17 protein-coding genes are annotated in these 16,597 nt (G+C 57.8%); 7 read left to right on the forward strand and 10 right to left on the reverse strand.

Annotated elements, in window-relative coordinates; all coding sequences use genetic code 11:
• Positions 1 to 50 precede the first annotated feature (50 nt).
• Positions 51 to 905: an MIP/aquaporin family protein gene (locus tag JFT66_RS10650; RefSeq protein ID WP_198859240.1), complete on the reverse strand. Its 855-nt coding sequence runs from the start codon at positions 903 to 905 to the stop codon at positions 51 to 53.
• 325 nt (positions 906 to 1,230) lie between these two features.
• Here JFT66_RS10650 and ybaK point away from each other — a divergent pair, with 325 nt between their 5' ends.
• On the forward strand, positions 1,231 to 1,701 hold the full coding sequence (gene ybaK / locus JFT66_RS10655; RefSeq protein ID WP_034118312.1) for a Cys-tRNA(Pro) deacylase: 471 nt from the start codon (positions 1,231 to 1,233) through the stop codon (positions 1,699 to 1,701).
• An 81-nt stretch (positions 1,702 to 1,782) separates the two neighbouring features.
• Here ybaK and JFT66_RS10660 read toward each other — a convergent pair whose 3' ends face one another.
• Together JFT66_RS10660 and argF are read right to left on the reverse strand one after the other, a co-directional pair.
• Positions 1,783 to 2,826, reverse strand: a complete 1,044-nt coding sequence (locus tag JFT66_RS10660) for an ABC transporter ATP-binding protein (protein WP_034118311.1) — start codon at positions 2,824 to 2,826, stop codon at positions 1,783 to 1,785.
• Positions 2,823 to 3,743, reverse strand: coding sequence for an ornithine carbamoyltransferase (gene argF / locus JFT66_RS10665; RefSeq protein ID WP_153839777.1), 921 nt, complete (start codon positions 3,741 to 3,743; stop codon positions 2,823 to 2,825). Before argF ends, JFT66_RS10660 begins: the two co-directional genes overlap by 4 nt.
• A gap of 431 nt (positions 3,744 to 4,174) precedes the next feature.
• On the opposite strand from argF, the gene JFT66_RS10670 reads away from it, so the two are divergent.
• A complete protein-coding gene (locus JFT66_RS10670) occupies positions 4,175 to 6,283 on the forward strand; it encodes a molybdopterin oxidoreductase family protein (RefSeq protein WP_198859241.1) in 2,109 nt (702 codons plus the stop codon).
• A gap of 86 nt (positions 6,284 to 6,369) precedes the next feature.
• Positions 6,370 to 6,708 carry a Grx4 family monothiol glutaredoxin gene (gene grxD, locus JFT66_RS10675; protein WP_034118308.1) on the forward strand — a complete coding sequence of 113 codons (339 nt, stop codon included), beginning with the start codon at positions 6,370 to 6,372 and terminating at the stop codon, positions 6,706 to 6,708.
• A 68-nt stretch (positions 6,709 to 6,776) separates the two neighbouring features.
• Here the strand turns inward: grxD and bfr are convergent, their stop codons facing one another.
• Together bfr and JFT66_RS10685 are read right to left on the reverse strand one after the other, a co-directional pair.
• A complete protein-coding gene (bfr, locus tag JFT66_RS10680) occupies positions 6,777 to 7,247 on the reverse strand; it encodes a bacterioferritin (protein WP_012722487.1) in 471 nt (156 codons plus the stop codon).
• A gap of 201 nt (positions 7,248 to 7,448) precedes the next feature.
• A complete protein-coding gene (locus JFT66_RS10685) occupies positions 7,449 to 7,667 on the reverse strand; it encodes a bacterioferritin-associated ferredoxin (RefSeq protein WP_010564137.1) in 219 nt (72 codons plus the stop codon).
• Between the two features lie 244 nt (positions 7,668 to 7,911).
• Here JFT66_RS10685 and JFT66_RS10690 point away from each other — a divergent pair, with 244 nt between their 5' ends.
• The gene (locus tag JFT66_RS10690) at positions 7,912 to 8,514 is read left to right on the forward strand and encodes a peroxiredoxin (protein WP_003172097.1); all 603 of its coding nucleotides are present in this window, start codon (positions 7,912 to 7,914) and stop codon (positions 8,512 to 8,514) included.
• A gap of 333 nt (positions 8,515 to 8,847) precedes the next feature.
• Here JFT66_RS10690 and rnt read toward each other — a convergent pair whose 3' ends face one another.
• Both rnt and pyrC read right to left on the reverse strand, forming a co-directional pair.
• A complete protein-coding gene (gene rnt / locus JFT66_RS10695; RefSeq protein WP_005785271.1) occupies positions 8,848 to 9,519 on the reverse strand; it encodes a ribonuclease T in 672 nt (223 codons plus the stop codon).
• Positions 9,516 to 10,562 (reverse strand): dihydroorotase, encoded by a 1,047-nt coding sequence (pyrC, locus tag JFT66_RS10700; protein ID WP_034118346.1) that lies wholly within the window; start codon positions 10,560 to 10,562, stop codon positions 9,516 to 9,518. Before pyrC ends, rnt begins: the two co-directional genes overlap by 4 nt.
• Positions 10,563 to 10,718: 156 nt before the next feature.
• On the opposite strand from pyrC, the gene JFT66_RS10705 reads away from it, so the two are divergent.
• The 3 genes from JFT66_RS10705 (at position 10,719) to JFT66_RS10715 (ending at position 14,228) form a co-directional block, all read left to right on the forward strand.
• A complete protein-coding gene (locus JFT66_RS10705; protein WP_198859242.1) occupies positions 10,719 to 11,627 on the forward strand; it encodes a flagellar protein MotY in 909 nt (302 codons plus the stop codon).
• A 128-nt stretch (positions 11,628 to 11,755) separates the two neighbouring features.
• Positions 11,756 to 12,973: an argininosuccinate synthase gene (locus JFT66_RS10710; RefSeq protein WP_034118348.1), complete on the forward strand. Its 1,218-nt coding sequence runs from the start codon at positions 11,756 to 11,758 to the stop codon at positions 12,971 to 12,973.
• Between the two features lie 622 nt (positions 12,974 to 13,595).
• Positions 13,596 to 14,228, forward strand: a complete 633-nt coding sequence (locus JFT66_RS10715) for a response regulator transcription factor (RefSeq protein WP_003188986.1) — start codon at positions 13,596 to 13,598, stop codon at positions 14,226 to 14,228.
• 83 nt (positions 14,229 to 14,311) lie between these two features.
• Here the strand turns inward: JFT66_RS10715 and JFT66_RS10720 are convergent, their stop codons facing one another.
• From JFT66_RS10720 to rsxB, 3 genes are all read right to left on the reverse strand, one after another.
• The gene (locus JFT66_RS10720) at positions 14,312 to 14,494 is read right to left on the reverse strand and encodes a PA3496 family putative envelope integrity protein (RefSeq protein WP_153839779.1); all 183 of its coding nucleotides are present in this window, start codon (positions 14,492 to 14,494) and stop codon (positions 14,312 to 14,314) included.
• 107 nt (positions 14,495 to 14,601) lie between these two features.
• On the reverse strand, positions 14,602 to 15,240 hold the full coding sequence (gene nth / locus JFT66_RS10725; protein WP_034118351.1) for an endonuclease III: 639 nt from the start codon (positions 15,238 to 15,240) through the stop codon (positions 14,602 to 14,604).
• A gap of 141 nt (positions 15,241 to 15,381) precedes the next feature.
• Positions 15,382 to 16,551 carry an electron transport complex subunit RsxB gene (rsxB, locus tag JFT66_RS10730; protein ID WP_198859243.1) on the reverse strand — a complete coding sequence of 390 codons (1,170 nt, stop codon included), beginning with the start codon at positions 16,549 to 16,551 and terminating at the stop codon, positions 15,382 to 15,384.
• Positions 16,552 to 16,597 lie beyond the last annotated feature (46 nt).

The raw sequence follows: 16,597 nt of genomic DNA on the forward strand, positions 1-16,597 counted from the left end.
AGTCAGAAATCAGCCTGGGCCGCGAAGGGCAGTGGACCAGGCTGGCGCTTTCAGGAAATACGAGTCTTGCCGTTGACAGCCGTGTCAGGTGTTTCAGCTATAGCAGGTGCGGCGCTCGGCAGGTGGCGAGCAATCAGCCCGCGATAGGCCGCAGCACCGAGGCATGCACCAACAATCGGGGCGAAAATCGGAATCAGGAAGTAAGGGATATCGCGACCACCAGTAAAGGCCATTTCACCCCAACCAGCGAAAAAGGTCATCAGCTTGGGCCCGAAGTCCCGTGCCGGGTTCATCGCAAAGCCGGTCAGTGGGCCCATGGCGCTACCAATCACCGCGATCAGCAAACCGATCAGCAGCGGGGCCAACGGGCCGCGTGGCAGGCCGTTGTTGTCGTCGGTGAGGGCCATGATCACGCCCATCAGGATCGCGGTGATGACCATTTCTACCAGGAACGCTTGGGCCGTGCTCAGCAATGCGTGGGGGTAAGTGGAGAACACTGACGCCAACTCCAGGCTGGCTTGGGAACCGCGAACCATGTGGTGGGTTTGTTCGTAATCGAAAAACAAGTTGCTGTAGAACGTGTAAACCAAGGCGGCAGAGCAAAAGGCGCCGGCGACCTGGGCGAGAATATAGAAGGGCAGTTTGCGTTTTTCAAAGTCGGCAAAAATGCACAGGGCGATACTGACCGCCGGGTTGAGGTGAGCTCCGGAAATACCGGCACTCAGGTAGATCGCCATGCTCACGCCGATCCCCCAGATGATACTGATTTCCCACAAGCCAAAGCTCGCACCCGCGACCTTGAGCGCAGCGACGCATCCGGTGCCGAAGAAGATCAGCAGCGCAGTGCCCAGGAATTCGGCCATGCATTGGCTCGAAAGTGAAGGCTGTTGAAGAGCAGTTGTCATGGAAAACCTCGATTGTTGTTCTTGTCTGGCGCACTGCCTCAACGGGCGGTTGTGCGATGTTCACCGTGGCTAGGATCCCCATCCTTGGCCGTGGCTTGCTGCTGGCACTCCGATGGCTATTCCTACAGCATTCGGAAACGAAAAAATATAGACAAGAATGACCGCTGTCAAAGGTCGAAAGTGAACTGTCGGTCATTTACTAACTATTGGTATGGTGAATGATCATGGTTGGGGCGCTGCACGTCGGCTGTAGGAGGTCTGTGCTAGAGCGTTTTCGGTAAGCTTGGCCTAGAATTGGCCATCAGTTTGCCTACCCGGAGCCTCTATGACCCCCGCATTGGACCTGTTGAAAAAAGTTCGCGCCGAACATCGTATTCACAGTTATGAACATGATCCCAAGGCAGCATCGTATGGGCTGGAGGCCGCGGAAAAATTGAGCCTCGATCCGGCGCAGGTGTTCAAGACGCTGCTGGCGAGCAGCGAAAAGGGGGAATTGTTGGTGGCGGTGGTGCCGGTCGTCGGAAGTCTGGATTTAAAGGCCCTGGCCCATGCGGCAGGTGTCAAAAAAGTCGAAATGGCCGACCCGGGTGCAGCGCAACGGTCCACCGGCTATTTGTTGGGCGGTATCAGCCCGTTGGGGCAGAAGAAGCGCTTGCGTACGTTTATCGATGAGACGGCGCAGCCGTTTGCGACGATCTTCGTGAGTGCGGGGAGGAGGGGCTTGGAGGTTGAATTGGCCGCGAGCGTGCTGGCTGAGCATACCCAGGCCAGATTCGCGTCGATTGGCCGCGCCTGATTTTCAGCCTTGTGGAGATCCTCATGTGGGAGGGGGCAAGCCCCCTCCCACATGTTTAACCCAGTTTCTTCAGGTAACTGGTTACGCCTGGAACAACACCAGATGCTCGGCAGCCACTCGAATGCCCACCTGCGCCCCGACCTGATGATCGGCATGGCTGGGGAAAATCGACTCCAGCTGTGCACCGGTCGGTAGTTGCAGGCGATACAGGGTGGATGCGCCAAGGAACGTCTTGCCGACAATCCGGGCTTTTAATGCACTGTCCGGTGCGTAGACGATGTCGTCCGGGCGTAGCAAAACATCCACCGCACCGCCGGTAGGCCAGGTATAGGCGCGATTGCCGCGCAGGTCACCCAGTTCGGTGCTCACTGACTCAGGCGAGTTCAAGCGACCACGAATGAAGTAACCCTGGCCGATAAAGCTGGCGACATAGGGGGTTTGTGGTTCGTGATAGAGGTTGTAGGGCGTATCCCATTGTTCAAGGCGACCTTCCTTGAACACACCCACATGGTCACTGACCGCGAAGGCTTCTTCCTGGTCATGGGTAACGAGGATCGCACTGGTGCCTCGCGCCTTGAGGATGTCGCGCACTTCATGGCTGAGCTTGCGGCGCAACTCGCCATCCAGGTTGGAGAACGGTTCATCCAGCAGCAGCAGTTGCGGCTCCGGCGCCAAGGCGCGGGCGAGGGCGACACGTTGTTGCTGGCCACCGGAAAGCTCGTGGGGGAAACGCTTACCCAGGTTCTTCAGGTTGACCAGTTCCAACAGTTCGGCGACCACGCGGTCTTTTTGCGGATGTTTGCGGATGCCGAAGGCGATGTTGTCGGCCACGCTCAAGTGTGGAAATAGCGCGTAGTCCTGGAACACCATGCCGATCCGGCGTTTCTCCGGTGACAGGGTGAAACCGGCGCTGGAGATGATTTCGCCCGCCAGGCTGATTTCACCTTCGTGTACCGGTTCAAAGCCGGCAATGGCGCGCAAGGTGGTGGTCTTGCCGCAGCCCGAGGAGCCGAGCAGGCAGCCGATGTCGCCGGCGTTGAGGTGCAGGTTGAGGTTCTGCACCACTCGTTGGTCTTGATAGCCGCATGCCAGATTGCGTAGGTTCAGCAGTAATGGCTGGCTCATGCGTGGTGGTACGAAGGTTCGACGAGAAATTCCAGCAGGGCTTTTTGCGCATGCAGGCGGTTTTCGGCCTGGTCCCAGGCGACCGAACGCGGGTCGTCGAGCAGGTCGAGGCTGATTTCTTCACCACGGTGAGCGGGCAGGCAGTGCATGAACAGCACGTCCGGCGCAGCCATATCGAGCAGCGCGCGGGTCACCTGGAACGGTGCGAACAGGGCCAGGCGCTTGGCCGTTTCGTCTTCCTGGCCCATGGAGGTCCAGACGTCGGTGCTGACCAGGTGCGCGCCAACCACGGCATCTTTCGGGTCGCGCAGCAGTTGTACACGGCCATCGGCCTTGGCCATGAACTCGGCGCTCGGCTCGTAGCCTTCAGGGCAGGCGATACGCAGGTGGAAGTCGAACTGGATGGCCGCTTCTATATAGCTGTTGCACATATTGTTGCCGTCGCCGACCCAGGCCACGGTCTTGCCCTGGATCGAGCCACGGTGTTCGAGGAAGGTTTGCATGTCGGCCAGCAACTGGCAGGGGTGCAGGTCATCGGACAGGCCGTTGATCACTGGCACGCGGGAGTTGGCGGCAAATTCTGTCAGGGTGCTGTGGGCGAAGGTACGGATCATCACCGCGTCGAGCATGCGCGACATTACCCTGGCGCAGTCGCTGATCGGCTCACCACGACCCAGTTGGGTATCACGCGGCGACAGGAAGATGGCCTGGCCACCCAGCTGGATCATGCCGGCTTCGAATGACAAGCGTGTACGCGTCGAGGACTTCTCGAAGATCATCCCGAGTACGCGGTTTTTCAAAGGCTCAAACAGTACACCGCGGTTACGCAGGTCTTTAAGCTCAATGCCTCGACGGATCACGCTGACCAGCTCTTCGGGCGTGCAATCCATCAGGGAGAGAAAGTGCCTTGCGCTCATCATTAACTACCTTTTTGCAACAGACCGCAGATACTCAAAGCCTTGTTTATTGTGACAACGGGCGAGACCTGCGGCGAAAGCCGCACGGGGCGACGAAATAGGGGGAGGCGCGATATTGACATTAAATGTCGCGTCTTACCAATAGGGCTACGGTTTTTAAGGGTGTTCAAGCAGAGCGCTGATGCGCGTTTGAAGACGATTTCCTGACAGCAGCGGGTCATTTGTACACTGGCGTCGAGACCTTTTGCAATGCGTGCAGGCGCGCCCAGGCCAGGTTACGTCGGTTTCGGAAGGGTGTCGCAAGCTTGAAACATTTGCTCATGCTTAGCCATGGCTTGGCCTATGCCCGCTGATTCACAGCGCGAAGGTTACTGGCGGCTCGGATCGCGGCGACCCATAGTTGTTTCAAAGCCCTTATAAAGAGACTGGCCATGACCAAGACTCTCCATCACCGTGCCTGCCACCTGTGCGAAGCCATCTGCGGCCTGACCCTGGAAACCACCCAAGCCGAAGACGGTAGTCTGGCAATCACCTCGATCAAGGGCGACCCCCTGGACAGCTTCAGTCGCGGGCACATCTGCCCCAAGGCAGTGGCCTTGCAGGATATCCAGAATGATCCAGACCGGCTGCACCAGCCGATGCTGCGGGTGGGCAGTGAATGGCAGCCGATTGCATGGGATGAGGCTTTTACGATGGTGGCCGAGCGGCTGGCGGGCATCCAGGCCCGGCATGGGCAGAATGCGGTGGCGGTGTATCAAGGCAACCCCAGCGTGCACAACTATGGGTTGATGACCCACAGCAACTACTTCCTAGGGCTGTTGAAGACGCGCAATCGCTTTTCCGCGACCTCGGTAGACCAACTGCCCCATCACCTCACAAGCCACCTTATGTACGGCCATGGCCTGCTGCTGCCCATCCCGGACATCGACCACACCGACTTCATGTTGATCCTCGGCGGCAACCCGTTGGCCTCCAACGGCAGCATCATGACCGTGCCCGATGTTGAAAAACGCCTCAAGGCCATCCAGGCGCGGGGCGGTAAAGTCGTGGTGGTCGACCCTCGGCGTAGCGAAACTGCAGCCATTGCAGACCAGCATCTGTTCGTGCGCCCTGGCGGCGATGCGGCGTTGCTGTTCGGGGTGCTCAACACCTTATTTGCTGAAGGGCTGACCCGCGATAGCCATCTGCCGGTCGAAGGGCTGGAAGACGTGCGCCGGGCAATTGCCGGATTCAGCGCCGAGGCCATGAGCCGCCAATGTGCGGTGCCGGCAGAACAGATTCGCCAGTTGGCCAGGGACTTTGCTGGCGCTGACAAAGCCGTATGCTATGGCCGTATGGGCGTCTCGACCCAAGCGTTCGGAACGCTATGCCATTGGCTGGTGCAACTGATCAACCTGGTGACTGGCAATCTGGACCGTGTAGGCGGCGCGCTGTGCACCAGCCCGGCAGTAGACCTGGTGGCTTCCACCAGTGGCGGCCATTTCAACCGTTGGCAGAGCCGCGTGTCCGGGCGCCCGGAGTACGCAGGAGAGTTGCCGGTGTCGGCCCTGGCGGAAGAAATGCTTACCGAGGGAGAGGGGCAGATCCGCGCCCTGGTCACGGTGGCCGGCAACCCGGTGCTCTCGACGCCTAACGGTCGTCAGTTGGAGCAAGCCCTGGACGGGCTGGAGTTCATGGTCAGCATCGACCTCTACATCAACGAGACAACGCGTTACGCCGACCTGATCCTGCCCTCCACCTCAGCGTTGGAAAACGATCACTACGACACCACCTTCAACCTGTTCGCGGTGCGCAATGTCACCCGCTTCAATCACGCGATCCTGCCTAAGCCAGAGGGCGCCTTGCATGACTGGGAGATCTTTGTGGGCCTGGCCAAGGCATTTGCTGCGCAGACCGGCGTGGTGCTCAAGCCTACGCTGCCGCCAGCGCAGATGATCGACTTCGGGCTGCGTGCGGGCGCCTACGGTGATGCATCCAGGCATAAACTGTCGGTATCGATGTTGGCGGATCATCCTCATGGTGTTGATCTGGGCCCGCTCAAGGCTAACCTCGCGGCGCGTTTGAAAACTACGGATGGCAAAGTGCAGTCTGCCCCGGCGGTGATCCTGGCTGATCTGGTGCGCTTCGCCGCGCAGCCGGAGCCGGAGGCCGACGAACTGCTGCTGATTGGCCGTCGCCATGTGCGCAGCAATAATTCCTGGATGCATAACTATCACCGGCTGGTGAAAGGCAAGCCACGCCATCAGTTGCTGATGCACCCTGATGACCTCGCCAGCCGGCAGCTAAGCGACGGCCAGCGGGTGCGGGTGAGTTCACGCATTGGCATGATCGAGGTGGAAGTGCTGGCCAGCCTGGACATGATGCGCGGCGTGGTCAGCCTGCCCCACGGTTGGGGCCATGGCCGTCCGGGTGTACAGATGACGATTGCCAGCCACCAGCCAGGTGCGAGCGCTAATGATTTGACCGACGAGCGGCAGTTGGATGAGCTATCCGGCAACGCGGCGTTGAATGGCGTACCGGTGCGGGTAGCGGCTGCCTAAGGCGCCTGAGTACTGCGCTGGAATTTTGCGTTACAATGCGCCACCGTGCCGACCTGTGAGTCGCAAAGTTCCAGCCGAGGTGTTCCATGGATATCATCGAAACGATCAAAGAGCAGATTGCCAACAACACCATTCTGCTTTACATGAAGGGCGCCCCTAACGCTCCTCAGTGCGGTTTCTCCGCAAAGGCGTCCCAGGCCATCATGCAATGTGGCGAGAAATTCGCTTACGTGGATATCCTGCAAAACCCGGAAATTCGCGCCAACCTGCCTAAGTACGCCAATTGGCCGACTTTCCCGCAGCTGTGGGTAGCCGGCGAGCTGGTTGGCGGTAGCGACATCATCACTGAAATGGCAGCTGATGGTTCGTTGCAAGCGTTGATCAAAGATGCAGCGGAAAAAGCGGCAGCCAAGACTGAAGCTTGATTCGTTTGCAAGAAAAAGCCCCGCTTCTCATATGAGAGCGGGGTTTTTTTGTACATGCGCGCTAAGGGTTATTCACCCATCTGCGACTGCAGGTAATTCTCCAGGCTGACCTTGTCGATCAGGCCCAGTTGGGTTTCAAGCCAGTCGATATGCTCTTCCTGGTCTTCCAGGATATCTTCCAGCAGTTCACGGCTGCCGAAGTCACCCTTGGTTTCGCAGTGGGCAATGGCGGCCTTGAGGTCGCTGTGGCTCTTGCGCTCAAAGCCCAAGTCGCTGCTGATCATTTCCTGGGTGTGCTCACCGATGTTCAGCTTGCCCAAGTCCTGCACGTTCGGCAGGCCTTCCAGGAACAGGATCCGCTTGATCAGTGCGTCGGCGTCCTTCATGGCCTTGATCGATTCTTTGTATTCACGCTTGCCAAGCTTTTCCAGGCCCCAATCGTCGTACATGCGCGCATGCAGAAAGTACTGATTGATCGCGACCAGTTCATTGGCAAGGATTTTGTTGAGTTGCTGGATGACTGAGATGTCGCCTTTCATGACTGGGGTCCTGCCCTGTAATAGCTGTGTATAGGGCGGAGTCTGAGCGGTGAAATTCCTAGTGTCAAACCTAAGTTATTGAATAATAAATGAAAATTAATCGGAATAAGAATGTTTGTGTTCCGCGTCTTGGCGCTAACTAATTGAATTGCGGGCATAAAAAAACCGGACACTGGGTCCGGTTCTTTAAAACGCGCCGATTTAGGCGTGTGTAAATTCTGCTGAGTAGGGGAGCGCGGCCTGGGCTGTTTGCAACTGCGTCAGGGTTTCCCGTACCACTTGCTTGGCGAGGCAGGCACACTTGCCACACTGGCTGGCAACGCCGGTGGTTTCACGCACTTCTTTGTAGCTGCAGCAACCTTCGTAGATTGCTTCGCGGATTTGTCCGTCGGTGACGCCAGTGCAGAGGCAGACATACATAAGGGAGAACCGTCGCGGGTTTAAGGCTTAAGTGCGATGGATCTTAATGTTAACGAGAATGATTGTCAAAATAGTTTCATCAGCAATTTGGCACGTATTCCCCGTGCGCTGACGAACGGTTTTTTCGGTGTATGATGGTCGGTCTTCACGAAGCGTGATTGCGTCATGTTTCTGTCAGCTTTTACAGGCAGGCTCGACCGGTCCTTTTACTTCAATCTTCACCCCTCACATCAGGAGATATCCAATGAGCGTACTCGTCGGCAAACAAGCCCCGGATTTCGACGTTCCAGCCGTCCTCGGCAATGGCGAAATCGTTGACAGCTTCAAACTGTCTGAAGCCATCAAAGGCAAATACGGCCTGGTGTTCTTCTACCCGCTGGACTTCACCTTCGTCTGCCCTTCGGAGCTGATCGCCCTGGACCACCGCATGGACGATTTCAAGGCGCGCAACGTTGAAGTGGTTGCTGTTTCCATCGACTCCCATTTCACCCACAACGCCTGGCGTAACACTGCCATCAATGATGGCGGCATCGGCAAAGTCAAATACACCATGGCTGCCGACATGAAGCACGACATCGCCAAGGCGTACGACGTTGAGTCCGAAGGCGGCGTGGCATTCCGTGGTGCGTTCCTGATCGACGATAAGGGCGTTGTTCGCTCGCAGATCATCAACGACCTGCCGCTGGGCCGTAACATGGAAGAGCTGATCCGTCTGGTCGACGCCCTGCAATTCCACGAAGAGCACGGTGAAGTCTGCCCTGCCAACTGGAAAAAAGGCGACAAAGGCATGAATGCTTCGCCAGAAGGTGTAGCGGCTTACCTGACCGAGAACGCTGGCAAGCTGTAAGCCAGGGTTGAGGCAAAAAAAACCGGCCTGAGAAGGCCGGTTTTTTTATGCGTGGGAGTAGGGGGGCGTTCTCAATTAGTTTCCCCCCCGCGTTGTCGCCTTAAAGCGGGCCAGGCAAGGCGCAGGCCGCTGGGAATGGTTGTTCCCTTTCCAAGGCCTGCAACGCAGCATGGCCCGCTTTAAGGCACAACCCGAAGGGCCGGGCCTGCTGCTGTGCAGGGCTGCGTTGCTCGAAGCTTATTTGGAATGACCAAACCACGCTTCTCGCGCCTTGCCCTGCACAGCAGCAGACCCGGCGCGGGGGGGAAACTAATTGAGAACGCCCCCTAAACCTCAGTCGTTGAAGTCTTCCCAGCCACCCATCTGTTTCCAGCGATTGACGATGCCGCAAAACAGATCGGCAGTCTTCTCGGTGTCGTAGCGGGCCGAGTGGGCCTCACGACCGTCGAAGTCGATACCGGCTGCCTGGCAGGCTTTGGCCAGTACCGTCTGACCGTAGGCCAGGCCGGCAAGGGTCGCGGTGTCGAAGCTGGAGAACGGGTGAAACGGGTTGCGCTTCATGTCCAATCGCGCCACGGCGGCATTCAGGAAACCCAGGTCGAAACTGCTGTTATGGCCGACCAGGATCGCGCGTTTGCAGCCATTGGCCTTCAATGCCTTGCGCACGCCACGGAAGATATCGGTCAACGCCGCTTCTTCACTGACGGCCATGCGCAGCGGATGGTCGAGCTTGATCCCGGTGAACTCCAGGGCAGCGGCTTCGATATTGGCGCCTTCGAACGGCTCGACACGGAAGAAGTGGGTGTGTTCCGGGAACACGAAACCCTGTTCGTCCATGCCGATGGTGGTCGCGGCGATTTCCAGCAAGGCGTCGGTGGCGCAGTTGAAACCACCGGTTTCTACGTCGATGACAACCGGCAGATAACCGCGAAAGCGTTCGGCCATCGGGTGGCGCGAGCCGCCGCCACTGTGCTCTTGTTCGTCGTCGTAATGGTCTTCACTCACTTGCTTTCCTCCAGCAGGCGCCAGCGCAGTGTTTCACCGGCGCGCAGCGGGATAACAGTCAGCTCGCCAAACGGCAGGCTGGCAGGGGCGGTCCAATCTTCACGAACCAGGGTAATGCGGTCGGTATTTGCCGGCAGGCCGTAGAAACGCGGGCCATTGAGGCTGGCAAAGCCTTCGAGTTTGTCCAGGGCGTTGCGCTGTTCGAATGCCTCGGCATACAACTCGATGGCGGCGAACGCCGTGTAGCAGCCGGCACAGCCGCATGCAGCTTCCTTGGCATGCTGGGCGTGGGGTGCCGAGTCGGTGCCGAGGAAGAACTTCGGATTACCGCTGGTGGCGGCATCCAGCAGCGCCACCTGGTGGGTGTTGCGCTTGAGGATCGGCAGGCAATAGAAGTGCGGCCGGATCCCGCCCACCAGCATGTGGTTACGGTTGTAGAGCAGGTGATGCGCGGTGATGGTCGCGCCCACGTTGGCCGAGGCCTCGGTGACGAACTGCACGGCATCAGCGGTGGTGATGTGTTCGAACACCACCTTGAGCGTCGGGAACAGCTCGACCAGGCGGCGCATATGCTCGTCGATGAAGATCTTCTCACGATCGAACACATCCACATCGCCACGGGTAACTTCACCGTGGATCAGCAGCGGCATGCCGATGTCGGCCATGGCTTCGATCGCCGGCAGGATCTTGTCGATACTGGTCACGCCGGAGTCGGAGTTGGTGGTCGCGCCCGCCGGGTACAGCTTGGCGGCATGCACGAAACCGCTGGCCTTGGCCTGGCGAATTTCTTCAGGCTGGGTGCGGTCGGTCAAGTAGAGCACCATCAGCGGTTCGAAGCGGCTGCCTGCCGGTCGTGCAGCGAGGATGCGCTGGCGATAGGCGTCGGCTTCTGCGGCATTGCGAACCGGAGGTACCAGGTTAGGCATGATGATGGCACGGCCAAACGTGCGCGCCACATCGGCCACGGTTTGGGGTAACGCAGCACCATCGCGAAGATGAATATGCCAGTCGTCGGGACGCAGCAGGGTCAGGCGGTCGGACATTGGGGATTCCAGGCGGGTCAATCTGGTGGGAATGCTACCGGAAAAGACTCTTGCAGGCACTCGCTATCAAGTTTTGCCGGATGCGACCGATATCCCCGGGTATGCCTTAACGATGTATGACGCTTTGAAGTGTTGTAGAAACCAGTGGAGCCTCCCGTGCGCCAGCATTATCTAGCCCTGCTCAGTGTGTTCGCCAGCCTGCCTGCGATGGCTCTCACGTTCCAGACGCGCCTGGAGAATATTGAGTGGAAGGTAGAGGGCGACCAGTTCGAGTGCCGCCTGACCCAGCCGATCGCCGATTTCGGTTCGGGTGAGTTCGTGCGCCGCGCCGGCGAGCAGGCGACGTTTCGCCTGAAAGCCTATAACGGCTCGCTGGGCGTGGGTTCGGCGACCTTGTTGGCTGCCGCCGCACCTTGGCAGCCGGGCCGTGCTGATATCAACCTTGGCGCGGTGCGCGTCGGCAGTGGTGATGTCTTGTTCAATAGCTCTCAGGCCCAGGCCGGGCGTCTGTTCACCGGATTGCTCGAAGGGCGCAGCCCGACCGTGCGGCATTACGGGCGCGAAGGCGGTTACTCGGAAATTCGCTTGCTGCCAGTCAAGTTCAACAAGGCCTATAACGACTATCAGTTGTGCACCACCAAGCTGCTGCCAATGAATTATGACCAGGTCAAACAGACAGAAGTCGGTTTTCCAGGTGGTGGCATCGAGTTGGATGCGGCGGCCAAAAAGAAGCTGGACGTGATTCTCGCATTCATGAAAGCCGACCCTACCGTCAATCACATCGAGTTGAATGGCCATTCCGACAACAGCGGCAACCGCTTGACCAACCGCGATATTTCGCGCCGTCGTGGGCTAGCGGTGATGGACTACTTCAAGGCCAATGGGCTCCAGGAGTCGCAGATCACTCTGCGCTTCCATGGGGAAAGCTACCCCCTGGCGCCCAACACCAATGCCGTCAATCGCGCCCGCAATCGTCGTGTGAATATTCAACTTGAGCGAGTGGCTGCCCCCGAGAAACCGGCCCCCCAGGCCACCGCGCCGAATAACCCAGCAGCCACGTCATAGGTGCGACCATCGGTCGCCCACTCGACATAATCTGTCGCTTTATCTTCATTTGCTGTCGCGCCCCTGTAATTTCACGGTTTTGATCGGTAGAATCGACGCCTTTCCGTACAACCCCGTGGAGTGATGGCATGGCCGACGTAAACAAGGTCGTTCTCGCGTATTCCGGCGGCCTGGACACTTCGGTGATCCTCAAGTGGCTGCAGGATACTTATAACTGTGAAGTGGTGACCTTCACCGCTGACCTGGGTCAGGGCGAAGAGGTCGAACCTGCACGTGCCAAGGCGCAAGCCATGGGCGTGAAAGAGATCTACATTGATGACCTGCGCGAAGAGTTCGTCCGCGATTTCGTTTTCCCGATGTTTCGCGCCAACACTGTCTACGAAGGTGAGTACCTGCTGGGTACCTCCATCGCACGCCCGCTGATCGCCAAGCGCCTGATCGAAATCGCCAACGAAACCGGCGCCGACGCCATTTCCCATGGTGCCACCGGCAAGGGCAACGACCAGGTACGTTTCGAACTGGGTGCCTACGCACTCAAACCCGGTGTAAAAGTGATTGCCCCTTGGCGTGAGTGGGACCTGCTGTCCCGTGAAAAGCTGATGGATTACGCTGAAAAGCACGGGATCCCGATCGAGCGCCATGGCAAGAAGAAGTCGCCGTACTCGATGGACGCCAACCTGCTGCACATCTCCTATGAAGGTGGCGTGCTGGAAGACACCTGGACCGAGCACGAAGAGGACATGTGGAAATGGACCGTCTCCCCGGAGAACGCTCCTGACAAGCCGCAATACCTGGAACTGACCTACCGCAACGGCGATATCGTCGCGCTGGACGGCGTTGAAATGACCCCGGCCACCGTATTGGCGACCCTGAACCGGATCGGTGGCCAGCACGGTATCGGCCGTCTCGACATCGTCGAGAACCGCTATGTGGGCATGAAGTCCCGTGGCTGCTACGAAACCCCGGGCGGCACCATCATGCTGCGCGCCCACCGCGCTATCGAATCCATCACCCTGGACCGCGAGGTCGCCCACCTCAAAGACGAGCTGATGCCCAAGTACGCTAGCTTGATCTACACCGGTTACTGGTGGAGCCCTGAGCGCCTGATGCTGCAACAGATGATCGACGCCTCCCAGGCTCACGTGAACGGTGTGGTGCGCCTGAAGCTGTACAAGGGCAACGTGATCGTCACCGGCCGCAAGTCCGATGAGTCACTGTTCGACTCTAATATCGCCACCTTCGAAGAAGACGGCGGGGCCTACAACCAGGCGGACGCGGCCGGCTTTATCAAGTTGAATGCGCTGCGCATGCGTATTGCTGCCAACAAGGGCCGCTCGTTGTTCTGACTATTAGATGCGTTGTGAAAATGGCCTCTTGCTCAAGGGGCCATTTTTTTTGCCTGGATATTGGTGGGCGAGCGTTAACTAGGTGTCAATGTTTAATGGCGTTTAGCATGTGTAAGTTTTCCGTAACTTGAGAGGGGGATTTCTGTTGTTGCCTTTATTTTCAGGGATGAATGATTTTTTACATCTGATGAGGAACTATTTCTGACAGAAAATTCACTCATGTAAGTGCAAGTGGTATGTGAATTGTTGAATTTTCTGTAGGAACTTTGAGTGTGTGTAAAAATGTTAAATGGAACTAACCTAAAGGGCCCGTGCGCGCCACTTTGCGTGCGTCATGATCAGAAGCAAGGGGCATTTCCTGAAAGTCATGTGCGGCACGTTTACCTTTCGTGGCTCATACCCAGGATATTTCACTCAAAATATGTATGCGTCGAGAAAGGTCTGAAAGGAAGCGTAAAGCCACACACCCATAAGTTGGCGATTTTTTGTAGGTTAATTCCTATCTTCTTGTGGGTTGGGTCTCTGCCTGCTGTTGCTCGGGGGGGAATGCTATGCCAACTAGTAATCGACTAGGCTATTGTGCTTGCTCTAAATAATTCGAACAGCGAAATTGGACTTTCTCATGAATAAAGTGCTGATCGTGGATGATCATCCCGTCATTCGTCTTGCTGTGCGCATGCTAATGGAGCGTCATGGTTATGAGGTCGTTGCCGAGACTGATAACGGTGTCGATGCGTTGCAACTTGCACGGGAACATATGCCGGACATTGTCATACTGGATATCGGAATTCCCAAGCTCGATGGCCTGGAAGTTATTTGCCGGTTGGCTTCAACCAAGCAGGCTGTATCGTTCAAGGTGCTGGTTCTGACGTCCCAGGCTCCCGGCCATTTTTCCATGCGCTGCATGCAGGCGGGGGCGGCCGGCTATGTGTGCAAGCAGCAGGATCTCACAGAACTGCTGAGTGCCATCAAGGCGGTGCTGTCCGGCTATAGCTACTTCCCGAACCAGGCGCTTAATTCGGTGCGCTCAACCATGGGCAACGCCAGTGAAGCCGACATGGTCGAGCGCCTTTCGGGGCGAGAGATGATGGTGCTGCAACAGCTGGCCCGCGGCAAAACCAACAAGGAGATTGCCGACGGTATGTTCCTCAGCAATAAAACCGTCAGTACCTACAAGACTCGCCTGCTACTCAAGCTCAATGCCCGCTCCCTTGTGGACCTGATCGAACTGGCCCAGCGCAACGGTCTGGTCTAGGAGGGCTTTGTACCGCACCAACACCCGTGTAACCGGCAGAAAAAAGCCTCCGTCAGGGAGGCTTCCGGTCATTAACGCATCGATCAGAGATCGAAGTCGTAATCGGCCAGCTGTTTTTGCAAGCGTCGCTCTTCCAGAAGATTGTCGATAGTGCGGCGTTTGCTCAAATTGGTCTTGGCCACCTCTGCCACAGGCGCCTCTGGCCCATCGTCATCCGACTCAACGAGGTCGTCTTCCACTTCCAGTTGTTCTTTGCCAGTGCTCATAAGGTTAACTCCGGGCTAAGACTGCCGTTGGGGCTCCTTATAGCGATAATCCGCGAAAGGGTAAAAAAGATTTTTTCAATCGACAGATGGATAAAACCAATGGTCGCTCAATCGTCGGACGTCTTGTCCTTGTATTCACACAGGTCTTCGATCCGACAGCTGCCGCACCGCGGCTTGCGGGCCTGGCAAACGTAGCGTCCGTGCAGGATCAGCCAGTGATGGGAGTCGAGCAAATACGGCTTGGGTACGAACTTCATCAATTGCTTTTCCACCTCAACCACGTTTTTGCCGCGGGCGATACCGGTTCGGTTGCTCACCCGGAAAATGTGCGTATCCACCGCCATGGTCAACTGTCGGAATGCCGTATTGAGTACCACGTTAGCGGTTTTTCGGCCCACGCCGGGTAACGCCTCAAGGGCTTCGCGGGTTTGCGGCACCTCACCACCATGCAACTCCATCAGCAGGCGGCACGTCTCGATCACGTTCTTGGCCTTGCTGTTGTACAGGCCAATGGTCTTGATGTATTCGGACAAGCCCTCCACACCCAGGGCATGAATCGCAGCGGGTGTATTGGCCACGGGGTACAACTTGGCCGTGGCCTTGTTGACGCCAACGTCTGTGGATTGGGCCGATAGGATCACCGCGATCAGCAACTCGAACGGCGAGGAGTAGGCCAGTTCGGTTTTGGGTTCAGGATTGTCTTCGTGAAACCTGCGGAAAATTTCCAGGCGTTTTGCGGCGTTCATGGGCAGAGCGGTTCCTTGCGGGTGGTCTACGTCATTTGGAAAAAAGGATTCGGGCCTGGAGCCTTGCGAGCAATAACCGGGGCAGGATAAACCCGGCAGGTATCAATGTGGAGGCGGCCATGTCGCGTAGCAAGGCCCGGCTCATTCGGAGCGTGGCATATGGGCTTCTACCTGACGCTGTGCCTCGTCCAGTTTGCGTTGCGCTGCGTTCAACTCATCTGCATGGGTGCCCGGTTGGCGTTGTAACTTGCTGAAATCGGCACGGGCGTAGGCTAAAGCGGTTTTCAACTGGCGCAGTTGGCTGTCGATAGGGCGCTTTTCCAAACGCTGCCAAACGGGCGCAGGCTGCTCGGAGGCAGCTTCGGCCTCATGCAGGTTTTGCTCGGCGGCGGTCAGCGCGGCACTCAACGTAGCCAGTTGTTGCGTATCAGCGCTCTGCTCCTGCGCCCTTTTCAACTCGGCGCGACGCATCGCTAGCTGGATCTTGGCGCGCTTGAGTTCTGGGTCCTTGGGGGTTGATGTCGCTGGCGGGCTGCCCACTTCAAGCGTGGCCAGTGCCTGCTCCGCGGCTTCGAATTGTTGTTGCAGGACGATCAGTCGCGACTGCTGTTCAAAGGTCGGAGGGTGACCAAATGCCTTCAAGGATTTGTGCAACTGAGCGCGGCTCATCGCGACAGTGATTTTGGCTTTCTTGATCGCGGCATCCTGAACAACCTGATGGTTATCTACAGGGGTTACGTCCATCGGCGTCGAGCGCTTGGCCCGCGCCAGGCGTTCTGCGAGCTTGTGCTCTTCTTCCCGTTGCAGTCGTGCGTTGCGCTGTTCATAGCGCAGCCGTGCCCGATCACGCTTGAGGCGGCGTTCATGGCGCTCGAGATCGTTGGCCGCCAGGCCACCCACTATTGGCACCACGCTGACCAGTGGGCGCATCTCAATGCAGTCGACCGGGCAGGGGGCGACACACAGATCGCACCCTGTGCACTCGTCGATTATCACCGTATGCATCAACTTGGCAGCACCGACAATGGCATCCACTGGGCAAGCCTGAATGCATTTAGTACAACCGATGCATTCGGCTTCGCGGATATAGGCGAGCTGTGCCGGCGCTTCTCCGCGGCTGGTATCCAGGTCGAGCACCGGTACGCGCAGCAAGTGCGCGAGCCCTGCGATGGTTTCCTGCCCACCCGGCGGGCACTTGTTGATTGCCTCGCCTTTAGCGATGCCCTCGGCGTAAGGCTTACAGCCCGGGTGCCCGCACTTGCCGCATTGAGTCTGCGGTAGCAGCGCGTCGATACGTTGAATGAGGTTCATGCTTTGATCATAGCGTTGACGCCCGGCCCTGTGAGGTGGGCAAGCT

It is taken from the genome of Pseudomonas sp. MF6755, assembly GCF_016405635.1.
GTDB classification, from domain to species: domain Bacteria; phylum Pseudomonadota; class Gammaproteobacteria; order Pseudomonadales; family Pseudomonadaceae; genus Aquipseudomonas; species Aquipseudomonas haemolytica.

Bases quoted from the DNA above. Each gene is read 5' to 3' on its own strand.
- JFT66_RS10720 (WP_153839779.1), bottom strand. From the start codon at position 14,494: ATGAGCACTGGCAAAGAACAACTGGAAGTGGAAGACGACCTCGTTGAG.
- JFT66_RS10660 (WP_034118311.1), bottom strand. From the start codon at position 2,826: ATGAGCCAGCCATTACTGCTGAACCTACGCAATCTGGCATGCGGCTAT.
- JFT66_RS10690 (WP_003172097.1), top strand. From the start codon at position 7,912: ATGAGCGTACTCGTCGGCAAACAAGCCCCGGATTTCGACGTTCCAGCC.
- grxD (WP_034118308.1), top strand. From the start codon at position 6,370: ATGGATATCATCGAAACGATCAAAGAGCAGATTGCCAACAACACCATT.
- JFT66_RS10650 (WP_198859240.1), bottom strand. From the start codon at position 905: ATGACAACTGCTCTTCAACAGCCTTCACTTTCGAGCCAATGCATGGCC.
- argF (WP_153839777.1), bottom strand. From the start codon at position 3,743: ATGAGCGCAAGGCACTTTCTCTCCCTGATGGATTGCACGCCCGAAGAG.
- JFT66_RS10715 (WP_003188986.1), top strand. From the start codon at position 13,596: ATGAATAAAGTGCTGATCGTGGATGATCATCCCGTCATTCGTCTTGCT.
- pyrC (WP_034118346.1), bottom strand. From the start codon at position 10,562: ATGTCCGACCGCCTGACCCTGCTGCGTCCCGACGACTGGCATATTCAT.
- JFT66_RS10685 (WP_010564137.1), bottom strand. From the start codon at position 7,667: ATGTATGTCTGCCTCTGCACTGGCGTCACCGACGGACAAATCCGCGAA.
- JFT66_RS10670 (WP_198859241.1), top strand. From the start codon at position 4,175: ATGACCAAGACTCTCCATCACCGTGCCTGCCACCTGTGCGAAGCCATC.
- bfr (WP_012722487.1), bottom strand. From the start codon at position 7,247: ATGAAAGGCGACATCTCAGTCATCCAGCAACTCAACAAAATCCTTGCC.
- ybaK (WP_034118312.1), top strand. From the start codon at position 1,231: ATGACCCCCGCATTGGACCTGTTGAAAAAAGTTCGCGCCGAACATCGT.
- nth (WP_034118351.1), bottom strand. From the start codon at position 15,240: ATGAACGCCGCAAAACGCCTGGAAATTTTCCGCAGGTTTCACGAAGAC.
- JFT66_RS10710 (WP_034118348.1), top strand. From the start codon at position 11,756: ATGGCCGACGTAAACAAGGTCGTTCTCGCGTATTCCGGCGGCCTGGAC.
- rsxB (WP_198859243.1), bottom strand. From the start codon at position 16,551: ATGAACCTCATTCAACGTATCGACGCGCTGCTACCGCAGACTCAATGC.